The 20450-nt window shown below is 43.4% G+C and carries 16 protein-coding genes; 13 read left to right on the top strand and 3 right to left on the bottom strand.

All coding sequences use genetic code 11. The features are described from left to right. Position 1 precedes the first annotated feature (1 nt). The 6 genes from AC1DCV_RS10230 to AC1DCV_RS10205 all read left to right on the top strand — a co-directional run bounded on the left by AC1DCV_RS10230 (position 2) and on the right by AC1DCV_RS10205 (position 8157). The gene (locus AC1DCV_RS10230) at positions 2–1441 is read left to right on the top strand and encodes an alpha-L-fucosidase (protein ID WP_477023094.1); all 1440 of its coding nucleotides are present in this window, start codon (positions 2–4) and stop codon (positions 1439–1441) included. Between the two features lie 242 nt (positions 1442–1683). Next, on the top strand, positions 1684–2424 hold the full coding sequence (locus tag AC1DCV_RS10225; RefSeq protein ID WP_441573572.1) for a response regulator transcription factor: 741 nt from the start codon (positions 1684–1686) through the stop codon (positions 2422–2424). A 149-nt stretch (positions 2425–2573) separates the two neighbouring features. Further along, on the top strand, positions 2574–4820 hold the full coding sequence (locus AC1DCV_RS10220) for a RelA/SpoT family protein (RefSeq protein WP_477023093.1): 2247 nt from the start codon (positions 2574–2576) through the stop codon (positions 4818–4820). 200 nt (positions 4821–5020) lie between these two features. Then, complete coding sequence (locus AC1DCV_RS10215; RefSeq protein WP_477023092.1) at positions 5021–6292, top strand: adenylosuccinate synthase; 1272 nt, start codon at positions 5021–5023, stop codon at positions 6290–6292. Between the two features lie 94 nt (positions 6293–6386). Further along, positions 6387–6839, top strand: a complete 453-nt coding sequence (locus AC1DCV_RS10210; protein WP_441573575.1) for a hypothetical protein — start codon at positions 6387–6389, stop codon at positions 6837–6839. Positions 6840–6912: 73 nt separating this feature from the next. After that, entirely contained in the window at positions 6913–8157 is a 1245-nt protein-coding gene (locus tag AC1DCV_RS10205; RefSeq protein ID WP_477023091.1) for an anthranilate synthase component I family protein, read from the top strand. On the opposite strand, the gene AC1DCV_RS10200 is transcribed toward AC1DCV_RS10205, so the two are convergent. Next, positions 8147–9061 carry a TIGR01777 family oxidoreductase gene (locus AC1DCV_RS10200; RefSeq protein WP_477023090.1) on the bottom strand — a complete coding sequence of 305 codons (915 nt, stop codon included), beginning with the start codon at positions 9059–9061 and terminating at the stop codon, positions 8147–8149. The genes AC1DCV_RS10205 and AC1DCV_RS10200 overlap by 11 nt on opposite strands. 194 nt (positions 9062–9255) lie before the next feature. Between AC1DCV_RS10200 and AC1DCV_RS10195 the strand changes: the two genes are divergently transcribed. The 5 genes from AC1DCV_RS10195 (at position 9256) to AC1DCV_RS10175 (ending at position 15250) form a co-directional block, all read left to right on the top strand. Next, a complete protein-coding gene (locus AC1DCV_RS10195; protein ID WP_477023089.1) occupies positions 9256–10776 on the top strand; it encodes a hypothetical protein in 1521 nt (506 codons plus the stop codon). A 117-nt stretch (positions 10777–10893) separates the two neighbouring features. Continuing rightward, complete coding sequence (locus tag AC1DCV_RS10190) at positions 10894–11769, top strand: hypothetical protein (RefSeq protein ID WP_477023088.1); 876 nt, start codon at positions 10894–10896, stop codon at positions 11767–11769. A 188-nt stretch (positions 11770–11957) separates the two neighbouring features. After that, the gene (gene purQ, locus AC1DCV_RS10185; protein WP_477023087.1) at positions 11958–12650 is read left to right on the top strand and encodes a phosphoribosylformylglycinamidine synthase subunit PurQ; all 693 of its coding nucleotides are present in this window, start codon (positions 11958–11960) and stop codon (positions 12648–12650) included. A gap of 35 nt (positions 12651–12685) precedes the next feature. Next, positions 12686–13141 carry a protein-disulfide reductase DsbD domain-containing protein gene (locus AC1DCV_RS10180; protein ID WP_477023086.1) on the top strand — a complete coding sequence of 152 codons (456 nt, stop codon included), beginning with the start codon at positions 12686–12688 and terminating at the stop codon, positions 13139–13141. 105 nt (positions 13142–13246) lie between these two features. Continuing rightward, positions 13247–15250 carry a protein-disulfide reductase DsbD family protein gene (locus tag AC1DCV_RS10175; protein WP_477023085.1) on the top strand — a complete coding sequence of 668 codons (2004 nt, stop codon included), beginning with the start codon at positions 13247–13249 and terminating at the stop codon, positions 15248–15250. Positions 15251–15332: 82 nt separating this feature from the next. Here the strand turns inward: AC1DCV_RS10175 and hisS are convergent, their stop codons facing one another. Both hisS and AC1DCV_RS10165 read right to left on the bottom strand, forming a co-directional pair. Further along, complete coding sequence (gene hisS / locus AC1DCV_RS10170) at positions 15333–16682, bottom strand: histidine--tRNA ligase (protein WP_477023084.1); 1350 nt, start codon at positions 16680–16682, stop codon at positions 15333–15335. A 21-nt stretch (positions 16683–16703) separates the two neighbouring features. Next, the gene (locus AC1DCV_RS10165; RefSeq protein WP_477023083.1) at positions 16704–17141 is read right to left on the bottom strand and encodes a low molecular weight protein-tyrosine-phosphatase; all 438 of its coding nucleotides are present in this window, start codon (positions 17139–17141) and stop codon (positions 16704–16706) included. Between the two features lie 566 nt (positions 17142–17707). Here AC1DCV_RS10165 and AC1DCV_RS10160 point away from each other — a divergent pair. Together AC1DCV_RS10160 and AC1DCV_RS10155 are read left to right on the top strand one after the other, a co-directional pair. After that, positions 17708–18619 carry a substrate-binding domain-containing protein gene (locus AC1DCV_RS10160; RefSeq protein ID WP_477023082.1) on the top strand — a complete coding sequence of 304 codons (912 nt, stop codon included), beginning with the start codon at positions 17708–17710 and terminating at the stop codon, positions 18617–18619. A 36-nt stretch (positions 18620–18655) separates the two neighbouring features. Continuing rightward, positions 18656–20419, top strand: a complete 1764-nt coding sequence (locus tag AC1DCV_RS10155; RefSeq protein WP_477023081.1) for a tetratricopeptide repeat protein — start codon at positions 18656–18658, stop codon at positions 20417–20419. Positions 20420–20450 lie beyond the last annotated feature (31 nt).

Genomic DNA, 20450 nt, shown 5'->3' with positions numbered 1-20450 from the left:
AATGAAAAAATTCTGGATTGTATTAGGCTGTGCATGGATGGCCATCAATGTCTGCAAAGCACAAAGCGAAGAGCATCCTTATGTACCTGAAACAGATCAGGCAGTTGTACAAAAGCTGGATGAATGGCAGGACTGGAAATTTGGGATGATCATGCATTGGGGGCCTTATTCCCAATGGGGCGCCGTGGAATCCTGGAGCATTTGCCCGGAAGATGAAGGCTGGACGCAGCGTAAGCCGGCGGGCATTCCCTATTATGACTACCTGAAAAAGTATGAAGCACTGGGGAAATCATTTAACCCGGTGAACTTTAACCCCGAAAAATGGGCTAAAGCAGCAAAGGATGCCGGTATGAAGTACCTGGTATTTACCACCAAGCACCATGATGGTTTCTGTATGTTTGATACCAAACAAACAGATTATAAGATAACCGCAGCAGACGGTGCTTTCAGCAAAAATCCACGCGCTAATGTGGCGAAGGAAGTCTTCCAGGCTTTCCGGCAGGAAGGTATTCATGCAGGCGCTTATTTCTCCAAGCCCGATTGGCACACTGAATACTACTGGTGGAGCTATTTCCCGCCTAAGGATAGAAATGTGAATTATGACATAAAGAAATATCCGGAAAAATGGGACAAGTTCAAGCAGTTTACCTACAACCAGATTGAAGAGCTGATGACAGGCTACGGAAAACTGGACATCCTTTGGTTGGATGGTGGCTGGGTACGTCCATTGAAACAGCAGACCAAAGAATCACTTTCCTGGAGTCAAACAGCTCCGCAGGATCAGGATATAGACATGGGCAAAATTACTACCATGGCCCGCAGCCATCAGCCTGGACTGATTGTGGTGGACCGCACGGTGCATGGTCCGTATGAAAATTACCGTACCCCTGAACAGGAAATTCCTGCAAAGCCACTGAGCTATCCATGGGAAACCTGTATGACTATGGGTAGCTCCTGGTCGTATGCACCGGACGATAAATATAAATCAGTGAATACACTGATCCACAACCTGGTGGACATTGTAGCGAAAGGCGGTAACTACCTGTTGAATGTGGCTCCTGGTCCTGACGGTGAGTTACACGAGGCGGCTTATACTACCATGAAAAATATCGGCGCCTGGATGCATGTCAATGGAGATGCTATTTATGGCACCCGTGCAGTAGCGCCTTATAAAGATGGTAAAGTATGTTTCACCCGTAAAAAAGATGGTAGTGTGTATGCGATCTACCTGTTGGATGAAAATGAAAAATTACCGGCAGTAATTACTTTCAAAGGATTGACGCCTGCTAAAGGAACACGCTTACAGTTACTGGGAACTACCAATAAGCTGGTGTGGAAAACTACTGCTGCCGGAGTAGCCGTGCAGGTGCCTGAATCTATTCGCCAGAAAGGGTTTCAGTATGCTGTTGCTATAAAAATAACAAATGTGGAAAAGCTGTGAATTGATGTGAATTAGTGTTGATAAATAAAAAAAAGAGATGGTCGCTTACCCGCGGCCATCTCTTTTTTGTTTTATAGACGGAGCGTGAAACTCATCCTGCTTTTTAGCCGATGAGTGCAGGCAACAAAACGCTTCCCGGCAAATCAAACTTCGGAAAAGAAGTAGCTGCTGTTGAAAGCAAAGTCCGTTTGTTAGTAACAAATGGGGAGTTCACAATCGGGAATATCACAAATGGTAGCTTTATGAACAGAAACCCAAGAGTCTTACTTGTTGAAGATGATAAAGCCTTTGGCGGCATAGTAAAACAGCACCTGGAACAGGCTGGCTATAATGTAGAACATTGTTATGATGGCGTGGATGCCTGGAATCTTTATGTCAGGAACCGCTATGATATTTGCCTGATCGACATCGTCATTCCAAAAATGAATGGATTTGAGCTGGCCAAAGAAATCCGGAACAGCACCATGCTGACTCCCATTTTTTTCCTGTCGTCTGAAAGAACCCAGCCGGAAGACCGCATCAGTGGCTTTCAACTGGGTGGAGATGGCTACATGATAAAACCCTTCAGTTTTGAAGAACTGGTAAAAAGGATCAAGGTAATCCTGAAATGGACCCGTCCGAACAGAACGGAGTTGCTGATCGGGCATAACCTGGGCACCTACACCTACCACTACCGGAAGCTGAAAATTTATGAAACAGAAAGTAAACTGGTGAAAAGTAAGTTGTCGCCCATCGAAGCGAAGATGCTGCGGTATTTCCTGAGCCGCCCCAATATTATTGTGCAAAAAGATGAAGTACTGCTAAGGGTGTGGGGAAAAGAAGATTTTTATGCCAGTCGCAGTATGGACGTGTTTATTGGCCGCATCCGGAAACAGTTGAAACTGGAACCACGTGTAGAACTGGAAACAGTTTATAACGTTGGACTGCGGCTGAATGTGCCCGAAACATTACTGCCTGTTAAAATATGTGTTCCACTTACGTGACCTGCGAGTGATACAGCTAACCTAAAACAATCATCGTTCCTGCCCTTTTCTGGTGTCATAGCCGGGAAAGGGCAGGACATTTATACCAAACCCCGCTTTTTCGCTCCCCGCTTTTCTTTCAGATTATATTAAATCGTAACTTTATTCCAATGGAAACAGTGGTAGTACAAAAATATAATTTAGACGAAGAGCAGGAAAAGAAAGAGATCGTTCGGCATTACCGTGCTTTATTAAGGGCGTTAAAACCCCGTTTGAAAAAAGGCGACAGGGAGCTGGTACGTACTGCTTTTGAAATGGCAGCTGATGCACATAAGGAAATGCGGCGAAAATCCGGGGAACCTTATATCCTGCATCCGCTGGCGGTAGCGCAGATTTGTGTGGAAGAGATAGGGCTGGGCGTACGCTCTGCCATCTGTGCATTGCTACACGATACCGTGGAAGATACGGAAGTAACCCTGGAAGATGTTGCCCGCGAATTTGGTAACGAAATTGCGCACATCGTTGACGGTTTGACAAAAATATCTACTGTTATCGATTCCAGCACCAGTACCGCACAGGCAGAGAATTTCAAGAAAATATTACTGACCCTGGCAGATGATCCCAGGGTAATACTGATCAAACTGGCTGACCGGTTGCATAACATGCGTACCCTCGACAGTATGAGCCGGGAAAAACAGTTGAAGATCGCTTCTGAAACAGTGTTCATTTATGCGCCGCTGGCGCACCGCCTTGGATTATACAATATTAAATCCGAGATGGAAGACCTGGCCATGAAATATACCGAGCAGCAAACCTACCGGGAAATAGCCAGGCGCCTCAAGGAAACCAAGCGTGAGCGTACCCGCTATATTAACGAGTTTATCAAGCCTATTAAAGAGGTATTGCAGGAAGAAGGGTTCCAGTTCGAGATCTATGGCCGCCCGAAATCGATCCATTCTATTCATAATAAGATCAAAACCAAAGGCGTAGCTTTTGAAGAAGTATACGATCTTTTTGCTATCCGTATTATCCTGGACTCCGCACTGGACAAGGAAAAGGCAGATTGCTGGAAAGTATATTCCATCATTACAGACTTTTATCACCCCAGTCCCGAGAGGACCCGTGACTGGCTCAGTAACCCCAAATCCAACGGGTATGAGGCTTTACACGTAACCGTGATGGGGCCTAATGGTAAATGGGTGGAAGTACAGATCCGCTCGAAACGCATGAATGATTATGCGGAAAAAGGTGTGGCAGCGCACTGGCGTTATAAGGAAGGTAGTGGGGCTTCTCCACAGCAGGAATCAAAATTTGATCAGTGGTTTACCCAGATCCGGGAAATACTGAACAACCCGGATTCCAACACACTCGACTTCCTGGCCGATTTCAAGAGCAACCTGTTCACAGAAGAAATCTATGTTTATACTCCCAAAGGGGACTTGAAAATATTGCCGGTAAACTCTACTGCACTTGATTTTGCTTATTCTATCCATAGTGCAGTGGGTAATAAATGTATTGGCGCCAAAGTGAATTATAAACTGGTGCCGCTGAGCCATAAACTGCGTAGTGGTGACCAGGTAGAGATTATTACCTCCAATAAACAAAAGCCTTCGGAAGACTGGCTGAATTTTGTGCTGACGGCCAAAGCCAAATCCAAGATCAAGGATGCGCTGAAGGAAGAAAAGCGTAAAGTGGCTATGGACGGGAAAGCGGCGTTGGAGCGTAAGCTGTCTCACATGAATATTTCTATCAATCAGCATAACATCAATGAACTGGTTCAGTTCTATAAACAACCTTCCCCGCTGGACCTGTACTACCAGGTAGCTGTCAAAAATATTGACCTGAAGGAGCTGAAACAGTTTAGTGTACTGGGCGATAAACTGGAACCCCCAAAACCGGTGAAGGTGCCGGATCATGTGCCGGAAGAACACATCAAGCATCAGCTGCCTTCCAAAAAAGATGCGGAACTGATTATTTTCGGCGAAAGCTCAGATAAGATTGCCTATAAACTGGCCAACTGTTGCCGGCCTATTCCCGGAGATGATGTATTTGGCTTTATTACGGCCAGTGAAGGACTGAAAATACATCGTACCAACTGCCCCAATGCCGCACAGTTATTGGCTAATTATGGCCATAGAGTAGTGAAAACCAAGTGGGTGAAGAACCGCGAAATTTCTTTCCTGACTGGTTTGCGTATTATTGGTATGGACGATGTGGGTGTTATTCACAAGATTACCAATATCATCTCGGGTGAATTAAAGATTAATATTTCTGCTCTTAGTATTGAGTCAAAAGAAGGCTTATTTGAGGGTTTGATTAAAGTATATGTGCACGACAAGGAGGAGCTGGATGAACTCGTAGAAAGGCTTAAAAAGCTGGAAGGAATTCAATCTATACAACGTCTGGAAGAATCCTGATGAAGCTTTTAGTTTTTAGCAGTTAGCTTTTAGTAAATGCAGCGAAGATTAACATAACTTCGTCTTCGCTGCATTTACTAAAAGCTAAAAGCTAATGGCTAAAAGCTGTTAAAAGCTGCCAAAATTTGTATTTGTTAATATTCGCCTTAATTTTGCGACTTCTTTTAAAGCAACAACCTCCGATATTTAATTAAATCATTATGGTAGACGTTTTGTTAGGCCTGCAATGGGGCGACGAAGGCAAGGGTAAGATTGTGGACTATTTTGCCGGCAGGTATGACGTGATTGCCCGTTTTCAGGGTGGCCCGAACGCTGGTCACACTTTATATGTAAACGGACAGAAAGTAGTATTACGTACAATTCCTTCCGGTGTATTCCATGAAAAGACCATTAATCTGATTGGTAACGGAGTGGTGCTGGATCCTGTAGCTTTCAAAAAAGAAAGTGAAGATATCTCTGCACTGGGTGTGGATCTGACAAAAAATCTGTTTATAGCGGAAAAAACGCATATTATTGTTCCTACGCATCGTGCGCTGGATAAAGCGTCCGAGATAGCAAAAGGTAATGATAAAATAGGCTCTACTTTAAAAGGTATTGGCCCGGCTTACATGGATAAAACCGGTAGAAACGGGTTGCGTGTGGGAGATGTATTATCACCGGATTTTAAAGATCAGTATGAGAAACTGAAACAGAAGCACCTGCAACTGTTGTGTCAGTATGATATAAACGAGTTTACAGAAGATATCGCCAACTGGGAAGCTGAATTTTTTGAAGCGATTCCATTCCTGCAGAAAATGAATGTGGTAAGTGGTGAATATTTCCTGAATGAAAAACTGAAAGCCGGTAAAAAAGTATTGGCTGAAGGTGCACAGGGAAGTATGCTGGATGTTGACTTTGGAACTTATCCATTTGTTACATCTTCCAATACGATTTCTGCGGGCGTATGTACTGGTTTAGGTATTGCTCCGCAGTGGATCAAAGAAGTAATTGGTGTAACCAAAGCTTATTGTACCCGTGTTGGTGGCGGACCTTTCCCTACAGAACTGCATGATGCTACCGGTGAAAAACTGCGTAGTGCAGGGCATGAATTTGGCGCAGTAACTGGTCGCCCACGCCGTTGTGGCTGGATTGACCTGGTAGCACTGAATTATACCTGCATGCTGAGTGGTGTTACCCAGCTGGTAATGACCAAAAGTGATGTACTGGATGAATTTGATGAAGTTTTGGCTTGTACCGCTTACGAAATAAATGGTCAGCAAACGAAACAATTACCTTTCCAGTTAAACGGTCTGGACATTAAACCTGTCTGGGAGACATTTAACGGATGGAGCGACAAAACTTCTACCTGCAAGCAATTCAACGAGTTACCGGCAGAGATGAAAGCGTTTGTTGCAGCAGTGGATAGCTATTTGGGTGTACCCGTGAAATACGTTTCTAACGGACCCGGACGCGATCAGATCCTAGAAAAGTAAAAGGAAAAAAAGTAAGGAAAAAAAACGGCAAAAAAAATTTGGCGAATAAAAAAAACTATTAAAACTTTACGGCAAAGAAATAAGGCAACCTATTATGAAATCAAAATCTGATAAAGAGAAAGAGACCAAAAAAACTACTTCTCCTAAGACTGCAAAAGACGCTCCTAAAGCTGCGGCCAAGCCTAAGAAAGAGGTGGATGATGATGATGAGGAAGATGATGATGAAGATGTGAAACCTTCCAAATCTGCCTCAAAGAAATCAGATAAGCCCGCATCTAAATCCAAACGTAAAGATGACGATGAGGATGGAGATGATGATGCTGACGATGATGGAGATGATGCTGATGACGCCTGGGAAAAAGGGGAAGATGATGACTATGATCCTGATTTTGAAGAATTTGACATGCCTAAGTCAAAAGGAAAACGCGGTCGTCCTGCCACCGGCACTAAAAAAGCCGATGATGACGATGATTTGGGCATCGATGATGAATTCAAAGACATGGATCTGTTCAACGATCGTTTTGATGATGACGATGATGATTTTTAAGCACTAAAACGCGATTGTTATCAGGATATTCCACACTTTTCCGGTTGATAATCAGAAAATATTTAAGCAACAAATGTTGGATTGGGGAAACCAGTTCAACATTTGTTGTTTTTTAGATAATAATAACTACGATTCTCCCTGGCACCAATACGAAGCCATACTTGCCGCAGATGCCTTACATACCCTCGAAGTAAGTGCAGGAAATGCTTTCCCGGCTTTACAGGCGTTTTATAATACACATCAGGACTGGCTTTTTGGTCACCTGGCATATGATCTCAAAAACGAGACCGTGCCTGGACTGCAATCGCAGCATTATGACGGTATCGGCTTTCCTGATATGTGTTTCTTTGTGCCGCGGGTAGTTATGCAGCTCCAGAAAGGACAGGTACATATTGGCGGAGAAGCCTTCAGTGAACAGGACGCCTACACTGTGTTTACGGCCTGTTTACGTATGCCCGTTGACGTGACACCTGCCCGCAACTCAGGTCTGCAACCGCTGCGCAGCCGCCTGGATCATCACCGCTATATCGCCGCGGTGAAAGAGCTGCAGCAGCATATTCTTCATGGTGACTGCTATGAAGTTAATTTCTGCCGCGAAAACTACATGGAAGCGGTGAGTGTTCATCCACCGGTTTTATTTGCAAAGCTGAATGCGTTGTCGCCCGCACCATTTGCGGCCTACTATCGTCTGCGTGATCGCTATATGGCCTGTTCCAGCCCCGAGCGTTTTATGCAGAAAAAAGGAGATACCGTGATTTCGCAACCGATTAAGGGTACCAGCCGCAAAGATGCAGATCCCGTTGTTGACCTGCAGCTACAACAACAACTATTGCACAATGCAAAGGAGCGCGCTGAAAATGTAATGGTGGTAGACCTGGTGCGGAACGACTTATCCCATACTGCACTACAGGGCACTGTGAAAGTAACCGAACTCTTTGGGATCTATTCTTTTGCACATGTACACCACATGATTTCTACTGTGGCGGCGCAATTATCTCCACAGTTGCCTTTTACGGAAGTATTGCGGACTTCATTCCCCATGGGTTCTATGACAGGCGCACCTAAAATAAGGGTGATGCAGCTTATTGAGCAATACGAACAAACCCGCCGCGGGCTTTATTCCGGTGCAGTAGGCTATATTACGCCAAGTGGCGATTTCGACTTTAATGTAGTGATCCGCAGTATGCTGTATAATGCCGCCAATCAATATCTTTCCTTCCAGACCGGCTCCGCTATCACTTTTTACAGTGACCCGGAAAAAGAATGGGAAGAATGTTTACTGAAAGCAGCAGCCATGGAAAGAACCATTACTGGCTGAACAACTGCTCCATCGCCTCATTGATGGTGGGGTAGGAAAACTGGAAACCGGTTCTTTGTATTTTGTCAGCAGAAGCTTTCACGCTCTTCAATACTTCCACACTCATTTCTCCCAACGCCATTTTCAACGCAAAGGCAGGCACGTAAGTGGTCATAAAGCTGCGTCCTTTCACTATTTTGGCCATGCTGAGGATCAGTTCCCGGTTCGTCACCGGGTTAGGGCTTACCGCGTTATATATGCCTTCCAGCTTATCGTTGACGATCGCATTGAAGTATAATCTCACTATGTCATGAATATGGATCCAGGGTACAAATTGTTCTCCGGAACCCAGCACAGTGGCAAATCCAAACCGGAGCGGTTTGTAGAATTCTTTTAATGCGCCGCCTTCCCGGCTGAGGACAATGCCTGTGCGGAAGATAACCAGCTTTTTATTTAATGCAGTTACTTTTGAAATGCTTTGCTCCCAGGCCTGAGTGGTACTGGCCAGGTAATCGGTATACGCCCGGTCTGTTTCCGTAAACGCATGATCTTTAAACTCTCCGTAGTAGCCCGTAGCCGAGGCGCTTATCACTTTCTTTACCTTGTTGGGAATTGTTTGCAGAGCGGTGAACAGCAATTCACAGCTCCTGGTACGACTGTTAATAATTTCCTGTTTCCGGGCTGCTGTCCAGCGTTTATCGCCTACATTGGCTCCTGCCAGGTGTACTATATAATCTGCCTGTTGAATGGCTGCTTTGTCTATGGTTTGTGTTTCAATGTTCCAGGGGGCATATGTTACCGCCTTGTTGCTGCCTGTTTCCGGGCTCCTGCTAAGAATAATTACTTTGTAGCCGCGTTCCAGCAGCAGCCGGGTTAATGCCGTCCCTATGAGTCCTGTTCCACCGGTTATAATAACGGTTTCCATTAAGTAATAGCTGATTTTTTAAAATAATTTAATAAAAATACACAATAAATCGGGCCTTTTGGAATTTATGTAAAGGCAGGACTTACCAGCTTTAAATTGACAACTTAATTTCTGAATTTTAATGTAAGTTTGAAAATGGTGCATGTAAATGTGCMATCTGCTTTATCATACATATCTGAAATCTATATTACCGCATGCATACGCTATACCGCCTACAGTTAGTATTGTTGCTGCTTTTCGCCGGCACGGCAGCAATGGCACAGAAAATCACCTATTCAGAGCCGGAGAAAGATGACTACAAGAGCACTGAGTTTGAGATTATTGGCAAGGTAGCCGGTAATATCCTCGTGTATAAAACAGACCGGGGTGATTATGTTGTATCAGTATATGATAACACCATGCAGCTGAAAAACAGGGTGAAACTGGACTTTCTGCCCCGTAAGGTAATCAGTATGGACTTTGTAGCCTATCCTGACAAGGTGCTCATGATCTACCAGTTCCAGCGTAAAGATGCGGTATACAGTTTCTGTGCTACGATGTCGCCGGAAGCTACTTTCAGTGATGCTCCTATCCTGATCGATTCTACCCGTATCGGCATCTATTCCAAAGAGAACAAGGTATATTCTGTGGAAGTATCGGAAGATAAGAACCGCATCATGGTGTATAAGATCAACCAGGACCGGGAAGACAACAACGTGTTTTATACCTTCCTGTATGACAGCGCTATGAGCCTGGTAAACAATAGCCGCTTTTCTCTGCCGATGCAGAAAAAGCAGTTCCTGAGCAACTTTAACCTCACCAATACCGGGGACCTGATCTTTAATAAGCTGGAGCGTACCTCTAACCGGGATTATGTAGTGAGCGGCAGTATGGTGGTTAAACGCGCACTGGTAGACAGTTTTGAAGCCAGCCCGATGGGATTCAAAGCGCAGCTGCTGGATGAGGTAAAAATGAAGCTAGATAACAATAAGCATACAGCACTGGTCACTGCTTTTTATTATAAACAGAAAAGAGGGAACGTAGAAGGCTTATACCTGTATAAGTACGACTATGGCAACTATAAAACGGTATATGAGAAATCGCAGGTATTTCCGGATGACCTGAAAGTAAATGCCCGCGGAGAATCCAGTACCAATGCTGCTTTTAATGACTACTTTATCCGTAAAATCATTAATACGGCCAATGGGGGCTTTCTGCTCACGGCAGAATCCTTCTCTACTTCCTCCCGTTACCAGCCCTGGAACCGGTGGAATTACATGTATGGCAGCCCATACAGTGGCATGTATGCCCCTTATTACTATTCCCCGTATTCTTCCATGTATTACAATCCTTACTACTGGAACAATTCACAGGGATTGCGTTATCACTATGATAATGTAGTGGTGTTATCTTTTGATGACGAAGGCAATATGCAATGGAACAACTTTGTACACAAGAGCCAGTATGACGATAATGCAGATCTGTATTTATCTTACCTGATGGTAAACGTAGGTAGTGAACTGCGTTTCCTGTATAATGAGCTGGACAGAAGAAGTTATATGTTGACGGATGTAAGTCTGGCGCCGGGTGGTAAAGTTAACCGTATGCCTACGTTGCGCAACCTGGATAAGGGTTTTACCTGGATGCCCCGGTATGGAAAACAAATTTCCGGTCGTACTGTTGTGGTACCATGTATCTATAGGAATTATATTTGCTTTGCTAAAATTGACTTTTAATCACACCTTTGCATTGTGATAAGATTTTTCCGTTCAGGCAATCCTCTTACGGTATTGCTGTTGTTAATATATACACTGCTCGTTAAGTTTTACTATCTGATTMATCCGTCTACCTATATGGCGGATGGATCGGAGGGGCTTTTGTATCACCTGCTGGTGAAGTGGATGACCACTTTGGTGGGAAATAGTCCTTTGTTTTTTACATCACTGGCAGTGTTGATGTTATTTCTGCAGTCGTTGCTCTTCACCCGTATTATCAACCATCACCGGTTGTTTCCCCGGCCTACGTATTTGCCGGCGATGTGTTTCCTGCTTTTTACTTCCATGCTGCAAAGCTGGAATGTATTTTCCCCGGCTTTGCTGGTGAACCTGATTATGTTGTGGGTATTTACCAGCATAACGGAGTTGTATACACGTACTTCGGCCCGTGATGTGGTATTTAATATTGGTTTTGCGCTGGGGGTGAGTGGGTTGTTTTACTTCCCTTCTGTTATTTTTTGCTTTTTGCTGCTGGCGAGTATGCTGATTATGCGTGCTTTCAGGCTGGCGGAGTGGATTATTGCATTGCTGGGGTTAATATGTCCGCTTTACCTGATGGGAACTTATTTGTTCCTTACCGGGCAGATGACATTGTTGTGGAAGATCCCGAATATAGGTGCATCGTTGCCTATGATTACTGATTATAAGGTATGGGGCGCTATGGTGGCTAGTTTACTCTTTTTCGTGATCGGGTGGTTGTTATTACAGCGTCCTCTTAAGAAAATGTTAATACAGGGCCGCAAGATATGGGCGGCATTGATTATATATGTAGTGGTAGCCATGCTGGTACCTTTCTTCAATGTACATTTTTCCGCTGCCTATTGGGTGCTGGCTGTATTGCCGGTTTCTATGTTTGCGGGTAATGTATTCTGGTCAGTCACCAACGATACTTTTGCCAACATTATCCACTTCATTACGCTGGCATATGTTATCGTAATGCAATATTTCAGCTGATTTCTCCATTTTAAGGGGCTGATTACCAGCAATTTGTTAAATCGGGACAAACGGCAATGGAAAATTGCGAACGGCGAAGTAATTTTGTCCTTTCCCAGTAGATTTGTCATTCGTGAAAATGATGATAAAAACATCGGGTAAAAACAGTTTTAAAGCATTATTTACACATAAACACAAAACATTTTCAGATGAAATTTGGCGTTGTCACCTTTCCCGGTTCTAATTGTGATCATGATATGATTGATTCCCTGCGTAATGATCTGGGACAGGAAGTAATAGAACTGTGGCATAAGGATAAAGACCTGAGCGCATTCAGCACAGAAGATTGTATCGTATTACCGGGTGGTTTTTCTTATGGTGACTACCTGCGTTGCGGCGCTATTGCGAGATTCAGCCCAATGATGCAGAGCGTGATAGAATTTGCCAATAAAGGTGGCCGTGTAATTGGTGTTTGTAATGGTTTCCAGGTATTATGTGAAGCAGGATTGCTGCCAGGCGTATTATTACAGAACCAGCATCAGCAGTTCATCTGCAAAAATGTATACATTAAAAGTGAAAACACTACCGCATCCATTACTAAAGATGTGGCAGGCAGATCACTGATGATTCCTATTGCACACGGAGAAGGCCGTTACTACGCTGATGACGCCACGCTGGATGAACTGTTTAAAAACAACCAGGTGTTATTCCGCTACTGCGATGAGTTTGGCAATATTATTGAATCTGCTAACGATAACGGTGCCATCCGTAATATAGCAGGTATCTGTAACAAAGGAAGAAATGTCTTTGGTATGATGCCTCACCCGGAACGGGCTACCAGCCTGGCTTTGGGTAATACTGATGGTCAGCTGATTTTACAGAGTCTGATCAACAACAACTAATAGATTAAATCAACCAACCAATTAAAAAGAAAAGCATGAAAAAATTATTAACAGCACTGGCTTTGTTCGCCTTGCCCATTCTGGCAAGCGCTCAGATTGAGAATCCGGTAAAATGGAATTTCACTGCCAAGAAAGTAAATGCAACGACCTACGAAGTACACGCTACTGCTACCATCGATGCCGGTTGGCACGTGTATGCACAGGAAGCAGGAGAAGGACCAGTACCAACTGCCTTCAAATTCGCAAAGAATCCACTGGTGGCCACAACAGGTAAAGTGGAAGAAGTGGGTAAACTGCATAAGTCATTTGATAAAAACTTCAACTCTGAACTGAAATATTACGAGAGCACTGTAGATTTCGTGCAGAAAGTAACCGTGAAAGGTAAAGCAGCTACTAAAGTAAAAGGTTCGGTAGAGTTCATGGTGTGTGATGATCACCAATGTCTGCCTCCGAAAGAAGTGGAGTTTGCCGTGAGTGTTGGAGGAAAATAATTTTGCATCCGGTAACTGATAACAATACTCGTAAAACGAGTTCCTCTCAACAGGAACTCGTTTCTTGTTTTCTCAGATCTATATTATTTAAAGCCTATTGACTTTATGAAGCATCTGCTTTCATTTTTGATACCTGTCTTCGCCATTTTTGCGCTCAGCGCAAATGCGCAGGACGCCAGCCCGAAGCCTGTTAAATGGCAGTTTTCTGCAGAAAAGAAAAATGACCAGGAATATGTGCTTCATTTGAAGGGCACCATAGAAAAAGGCTGGTTGCTTTTTTCTACTACCATGGGAAATGATGATCCTAATACGAGAGTGGTGCTGGATAGTGCTTCGGCATCCGTTTCCAGCATTACAGGCATTAAAGAAACGGGTAAATTAGATACCCGTAAAGAGCCCCTCTTCGATAATTTAGAGATCAAATATTTCGAAAATACAGTTGATCTGGAAACAACTGTGAAATTTACGGGTGCCGTTCCTGCTTCATTTAAAGGTAGTGTCAATTATATGGCATTGAAAGGAGAAGAAGCAGTAGGGCCAGAAGAAGAAGCATTTAAATTCAGCAAAGATGCTTCCGGTAACCTGATTAGTGTGGTAGCAGGACTACAGGAATCTGCTGATAATGCACAAACACTGAAGCGTAAGACGATTGATTTACAGCATCCTGTAAAAGATTGCGGCGGAACAGGACAGGAAGGAAGTGCGAAGAAAAGCCTCTGGGGATTATTTATCCTGGGTATGTTAGGCGGTTTCATTGCATTGTTTACACCATGTGTATTCCCGATGATTCCATTAACCGTATCTTTCTTTACAAAGCAATCAAAGGACAGAAAGAAAGGAATTGTAAATGCCATCATATATGGATTCTTTATTTTCCTGATCTATGTACTTCTTAGTTTGCCGTTCCACTTCCTTGATTCACTGAATCCGGAAATTCTGAATAATATATCCACCAATATCTGGTTGAATCTGACATTCTTCGTGATCTTCATTGTATTCGCTATTTCATTCTTCGGATATTTTGAAATTTCGATGCCTAGCAGTCTGGCTAATAAAGTAGATGCTAAGAGCAGTGTAGGCGGTATGGTAGGTATTTTCTTCATGGCTTTAACGTTGGCGCTGGTATCTTTCTCCTGTACGGGTCCTATTCTGGGTTCCTTACTGGCAGGATCTTTATCAACAGATGGTGGAGCTATTCAGTTGTCTGTAGGGATGGCTGGTTTTGGATTTGCACTCGCACTTCCATTTGCGTTGTTTGCGCTGTTTCCGGGATGGCTTAATTCCCTGCCTAAATCCGGTGGATGGCTTACTTCCGTAAAGGTAGTATTGGGCTTCCTCGAATTAGCTATGGCAATTAAGTTCCTGTCAAATGCTGATCTGGTAAAACATTGGGGATTACTGAAACGTGAGGTATTCTTTGCTATCTGGATTATTATTGGTTTCTGTATTGTACTGTATCTGTTTGGTAAGATCCGCTTCCCGCATGATTCACCAATTAAGAAACTCAGCAAAGGTAGAATCGCATTGGCGCTTGTTTTCCTGGCATTTACGCTTTACCTGGTTCCTGGCGTTACGAATACAAAGTATGCGAATCGTTCCCTGATCAGCGGATTCCCACCACCATTGAATTATAGCATTTATGGAGAAGATGCGGCCAAAGGTGTGGAAGCTAATGTGGTCAATGATTATGAGAAAGCATTAAAATTAGCTAAGGAGCAGCATAAACCGCTTTTACTCGACTTTACTGGTTGGGCATGTGTTAACTGTCGCAAGATGGAAGAGAATGTATGGCCGAAGGAAGAAGTGAAGGTGCTGATTGAAAAGGATTATATCCTGGTTTCGCTTTATGTGGATGACAGGAAATTGTTACCGGAAGATCAGCAGTTTTTATTCACTACCAGCAATGGCTTTAAGAAGGAGATTAAAACTTATGGAGATAAGTTTTCCACTATGCAAACAGAAAATTTCATCAATAACTCACAGCCATTTTATGTGTTGATCAGTCCTGATGAAAAGCTGCTGACGCATCCTGTAGGTTATACTCCGGATGTAAAGGCATATGCAGATTGGCTGAAATGCGGTCTGGAGGCTTTCAAAAGCACTAAATAGTTAAAGTAAATCAAGCGTATAAACAATGAAGGCTACACGATCTGTGTAGCCTTCATTGTTTATGCGCTTAGTATTAAGAATATCAGAATGGATAATCCAGTAATGCGGCAGCATTGATTTTATCCTGCTGACGATTAGTCAGATTCTTCACGCTGATCATATTTTCCTGTAATTCGGATTCTCCCAGGATAATCACATAAGGTATACTTCTTTTATCAGCATACTTCATTTGTTTATCCATTTTGGCATTTTCATGGAATAATTCCGCAGCAATACCTTTCTTCCGCAATTGCATCATATATCCAAAAGCTGTACGGGCACTGTCTTCCCCAAGATTCAGGAATAATACTTTTGTAGATTGTTGTGCTGCTTCGGGGAATAATTGTAATTCTTCCAATACATCGTAAATACGATCTACGCCAAAAGAAATGCCTACACCGGAAATGCCTTTCAGGCCAAAGAGCCCTGTGAGATCATCGTATCGGCCGCCACCACCGATGCTGCCCATTTTCACGGTAGCAGGTGCTTTTACTTCTACAATCATACCGGTGTAGTAGTTAAGACCGCGCGCCAGGGTAACATCTATGATAGGTGTGGCGTTAAAGCTGGCATATCCCGAATTAATTACAAAGGATAATTCCTCTATGCCTTTCAAAGCTGTTTCGGATGATTGCAGTAGTTCTTTTAATTGTGCCAGCTTTTCATCACTGCTACCATCAATGGCCAGGAATTTCTCAATGGTGTCTATGTCGGTATCAGTCAAACCTCTCTCCTGTAACTCCTTTCTAACACCTTCAGCACCTATCTTATCCAGTTTGTCGATGGATATGGTAATATCTGCCAGCAATTCAGTCTTACCTATTACTTCAGCGAGGCCGAACAATATTTTGCGGTTATTGATACGTAGTTCATAACCCTGTAACCCGAGTTTGGTCAATACCGTATCGTAGATCAGCAATAACTCTACTTCATTCAGTAAAGAGTTGCTACCTACCACATCTGCGTCACATTGGTAAAACTCGCGATAGCGGCCTCTTTGAGGCTTGTCCGCGCGCCATACCGGTTGCATCTGGTAACGTTTGAAAGGAAGTGCCAGTTCATTCTGGTTCATTACTACATAACGTGCGAAAGGAATCGTAAGATCATAGCGCAATGCTTTTTCGGTCACTGCTGCGAGGAGTTCCTTGTTATCTTTTGCCTGGTGTGCTTTAGCATAAATATCTCCGTTGTCCAACACTTTGAACATCAGCTTATCTCCTTCTTCTCCATATTTCCCTGTCAATGTAGACAAATTCTCCATCGCGGGTGTTTCCAGCGGCTGGAAACCGAATACCTCAAAGGTGTCTCTGATGGTTTGAAAAATGTAATTACGTTTTCTCACTACCACCGGGCCAAAATCACGGGTGCCTTTAGGAATACCGGGCTTTATCATCTCAGAAAATTATTAAAAGTTTTATTGTTGCTGGTCTGCAATGTTTTCGCAGGCCTCATAAATCATTTTATATACTGGTGTAAACAGTGCATCATCAAACCAGGGATCAGGTACTTCCTGTTGTTCCGGCAGCAGGAAATGTACTTTCGCTTGATCGGCTTCGTTGCGGGCCTTACGTAATACATCCGTATAATTGCTTCGGTCCATTACATAAATAAGGTCAAATGTATCAAAATCTGCGACCTGAAACTGTCTGCCACGGAGGCCGGATATATCCACTCCATTTTTCCGGGCTTCTTTCACGGACCTGTGGTCAGGCGCATGGCCTATATGCCAGTTACCAGTACCGGCAGAATCAATTTCCCAATCCAGTCCTTTTTCTTTCGCCAACTGTCTCATAATCCCTTCTGCCAGAGGTGAACGGCAAATATTACCCAGGCAAACCATCAATATTTTCATGCGGATGAATATTTGAATATCAGGCCGCAAACCTACAAGATATTATGGAAATGTGCATTCATTTGCATCTTTATCATGAAAACAAGGATAAAAACCGGGGATTTCCCGGATACAAAGCATAAATGGATGCAAATTGTAAAACACAGGGAATGATAAGATTTTAGATTGAAATATAACAACATGTTGAAAAAATGCCTCAAATTGCGGCTGCGTAAGCAATAGAGTGCGGTTTTGTGGCAGTTTTTTAACATTCTTCTAAAATTCTCTTTGCCCGATTAAAAAATTTTTTTTTGTATAATTGTAATTCGCAACATGGAAACACACGAAGAACAAACAAGCAGACGACAGGAAAACAGGTATCGGCCAATGGGTGAGCTGATCAGAGGGATATTTTTTGTACTCTTTGGTCTGTTCGCAATTTTTGCGGAAAAACTGGGAATGGCACAGTTCCGTATATCCCCTTCATCGATGAGTATAGTGGGTGCGGTGTTGATAACGTACGGCCTCTTTAGAGTTTATAACGGATTAAGAAAACTTTTTTTTAACAGGAACTAAAGGGGGGTGATATGTTTTTCAGTTTTAGAAAGATGAATGCTGTATATTTAGCAGCAATTACTGTGATGGCCGCTTGTGGGCCTAATCCAAATGCGAAAAAATTAGATACAGCTACAGAAGGCACGATCCGCATCAGTGTGGATGAAACTTATAAGCCACTGATAGATTCTGAAATAAAAGTTTTTGAATCACTGTATCCCAAAGCGCATATCATTCCTACCTATAAACCGGAGGCTGAATGCTTTAAAGATCTTTTAAATGATAGTGCCCGACTGGTGATCGTTACCCGCGATTTCAACCAACAGGAGCGCGACTACTTCAAGCAAATCAAAATTACGCCTAACAGCCTTTTACTTGCCTGGGACGCGCTCGCACTGGTGGTGAATAAGGAGAACCCTGACTCCATATTAAACATGGAACAGGTACGCGGCATTATGAACGGCACTAATAAAGACAGGAAATGGCAACTGGTGTTTGATAATGCCAACTCAAGCACTGTGCGATATATCATGGACTCCATCAATATGGGTAAGCCTTTGCCAACAAATACTATGGCTGCTAAAACCAACCCGGAAGTGGTGGACTACGTGTCAAAAAACAAAGACGCAATAGGTGTGATAGGAGTTAGCTGGATCTCTGATCCTAATGACTCATTGTCAATGGCTTTTACAAAAAAAGTATCTGTAGTGAGGCTAAGAGCAGACAATGGTTCAGAATTTGTTAAACCATACCAGGCGTATATTGGTATTGGTACCTATCCATTGAAGCGCGGCTTCTTTTTCTGCCTGAAAGAACCTTATCACGGACTGGGCAGTGGATTCGCCACCTTTCTCGGCAGTTATKAAGGACAGCTTGTTATCAAGCAGTTCCGTTTGTTTCCGGCCAGATTGAATGTAGTATTCAGAGAAGCAAATCTTAAGTAGTAAAAAAACACAACTAAAACTAAAAAACCAGATTGCATGAACAAACGGAAAAGTTTAATCGTAGCATTGCTTTGCGCTGCATCTAGCGGTGCGATGGCCCAATCTGTGGAGGATGGATTAAAAGACCTGTATTATGGTAAATATCTGTCTGCCAAGCAGAATTTTGAGAAAGTGATTGCAGCAAAGCCTACGGAGGACAAAGCTTATTATTACCTCGGTATAGCGCAGCTTGGACAAGAAGATGTAGCAGGTGCTGCAGCTACTTTCCAGAAAGGTTTACAGGCAGTGCCTACCTCCGCTTTATTACAGGTAGGTATGGGCCGTATTGATCTGCTGAAGGGAGATGCCGCCGCTGCCAAAACAAAATTTGACGCTGCCAGTGCTGCTACACAAGGTCGTGATGGCGATGTAGCCCGCGCAATAGCAGATGCCAGCACAGAAATAAAAGGTGGAGATCGTGCCTACGCCCTGACTGTAATGGAAAAACTCCTGAACAATGAAGGACGCAAGAAAAAAGAACAATACACTGCTACCGCAGCTGATTATATCGAACTGGGAGATGCTTACCGCTTCCTGGGTGGTGAAAATGGTGGTAAAGCCATCACCACTTATGAAAAAGCGCTGGAAGTAGATCCAAACAATGCAGAAGCTGTGATGAAAGAAGGTTTGGTGAACTACAATGCAAGGCTGAAAGCTGAAGCAGTAGCAGATTACACCAAAGCTACCAACATGGACCCTAAATATGGTCCTGCTTTCTACGAGCTGTTTCAATTTTACATCACCCCTAAAAAGGATCAGTTATCCTGGGAAAATGCTGCTAAATACCTGGAGCAATACATGGCTGTAGCAGATCCGGCAGATAAAACTAAGAACCAATACCTGGGAGCTTACATCGCTTTCTTTAAGAAAGATTATGATGCCGCTATCAGCAAAGGTCAGGCTACTCTGCCAGGTGCTGATGAGTTTTATCAGAACAAGCTGAACTTGCTGATCGGTGATGCTTATCTCCAGAAAGGTGACTCCCTGAACGCGAAAAAAGTGATGGATGATTACGCAGCAAAAGTAGGTGACGCCAAACTGGACTCTAATGACTATAAGTTACTGAGCACTATCTACATGCGCCTGAAATCCAGTGATTCTGCTACTCAGAATCAGTACAATGCCAAAGCATTGACTTACCTGGAAAAATATGCGGGTGCTATCACTACGAAGGACCCCGAAACCTTTATCCAGATTGCAGATCAGCTGAAAGCGGCCAGAAGTTTTGTTCCTGCTGCAGAATGGTATGAAAAAGCAAACGAATTATCTCTTGCTAATAAAGTACAGCTGCAAGCGATTGATTACTTCAACGTAGGTATCAACTACTACTATGGTGCGGTAAATGTGAAGCCTTTTGATACCACCCTGTTGGCTAAAGCAGATGGTGCTTTCCAGAAAGTGATCGAAGCAAAACCTGAACTGGGTACCGGTTACTACTGGAGAGGCCAGAGCAATTTTGCTAAAGATCCGCAAGCGCAGGCGGGTGTTGCAAAGCCTTTCTATGACAAATACATAGAAATTTCAGAAGTAGATCCGGCTAAATACAAGGCTACCCTGATTAATGCTTACACTTATGAGCTGTTATACTACTACTTTAAGGAAGATAAAGCCAATATAAAGGTATATGCTGATAAACTGTCTGCAATAGATCCTAATAACACTGCTGTTAAACAGATCACAGAAAACATGGCTGCCCGTGAAAAAGCGGCTACCAAGCCTGCTGCTAAACCAGCTGCCAAGCAAGGCCAGAATAAGAAATAATTATTAATTATATACGATATTAAAAAACCTC

This window comes from Chitinophaga sp. 10T418, assembly GCF_056394125.1.
The sequence above is the reverse complement of the archived record's forward strand: the minus strand, read 5'-3'. Positions and strand labels throughout refer to the sequence as shown.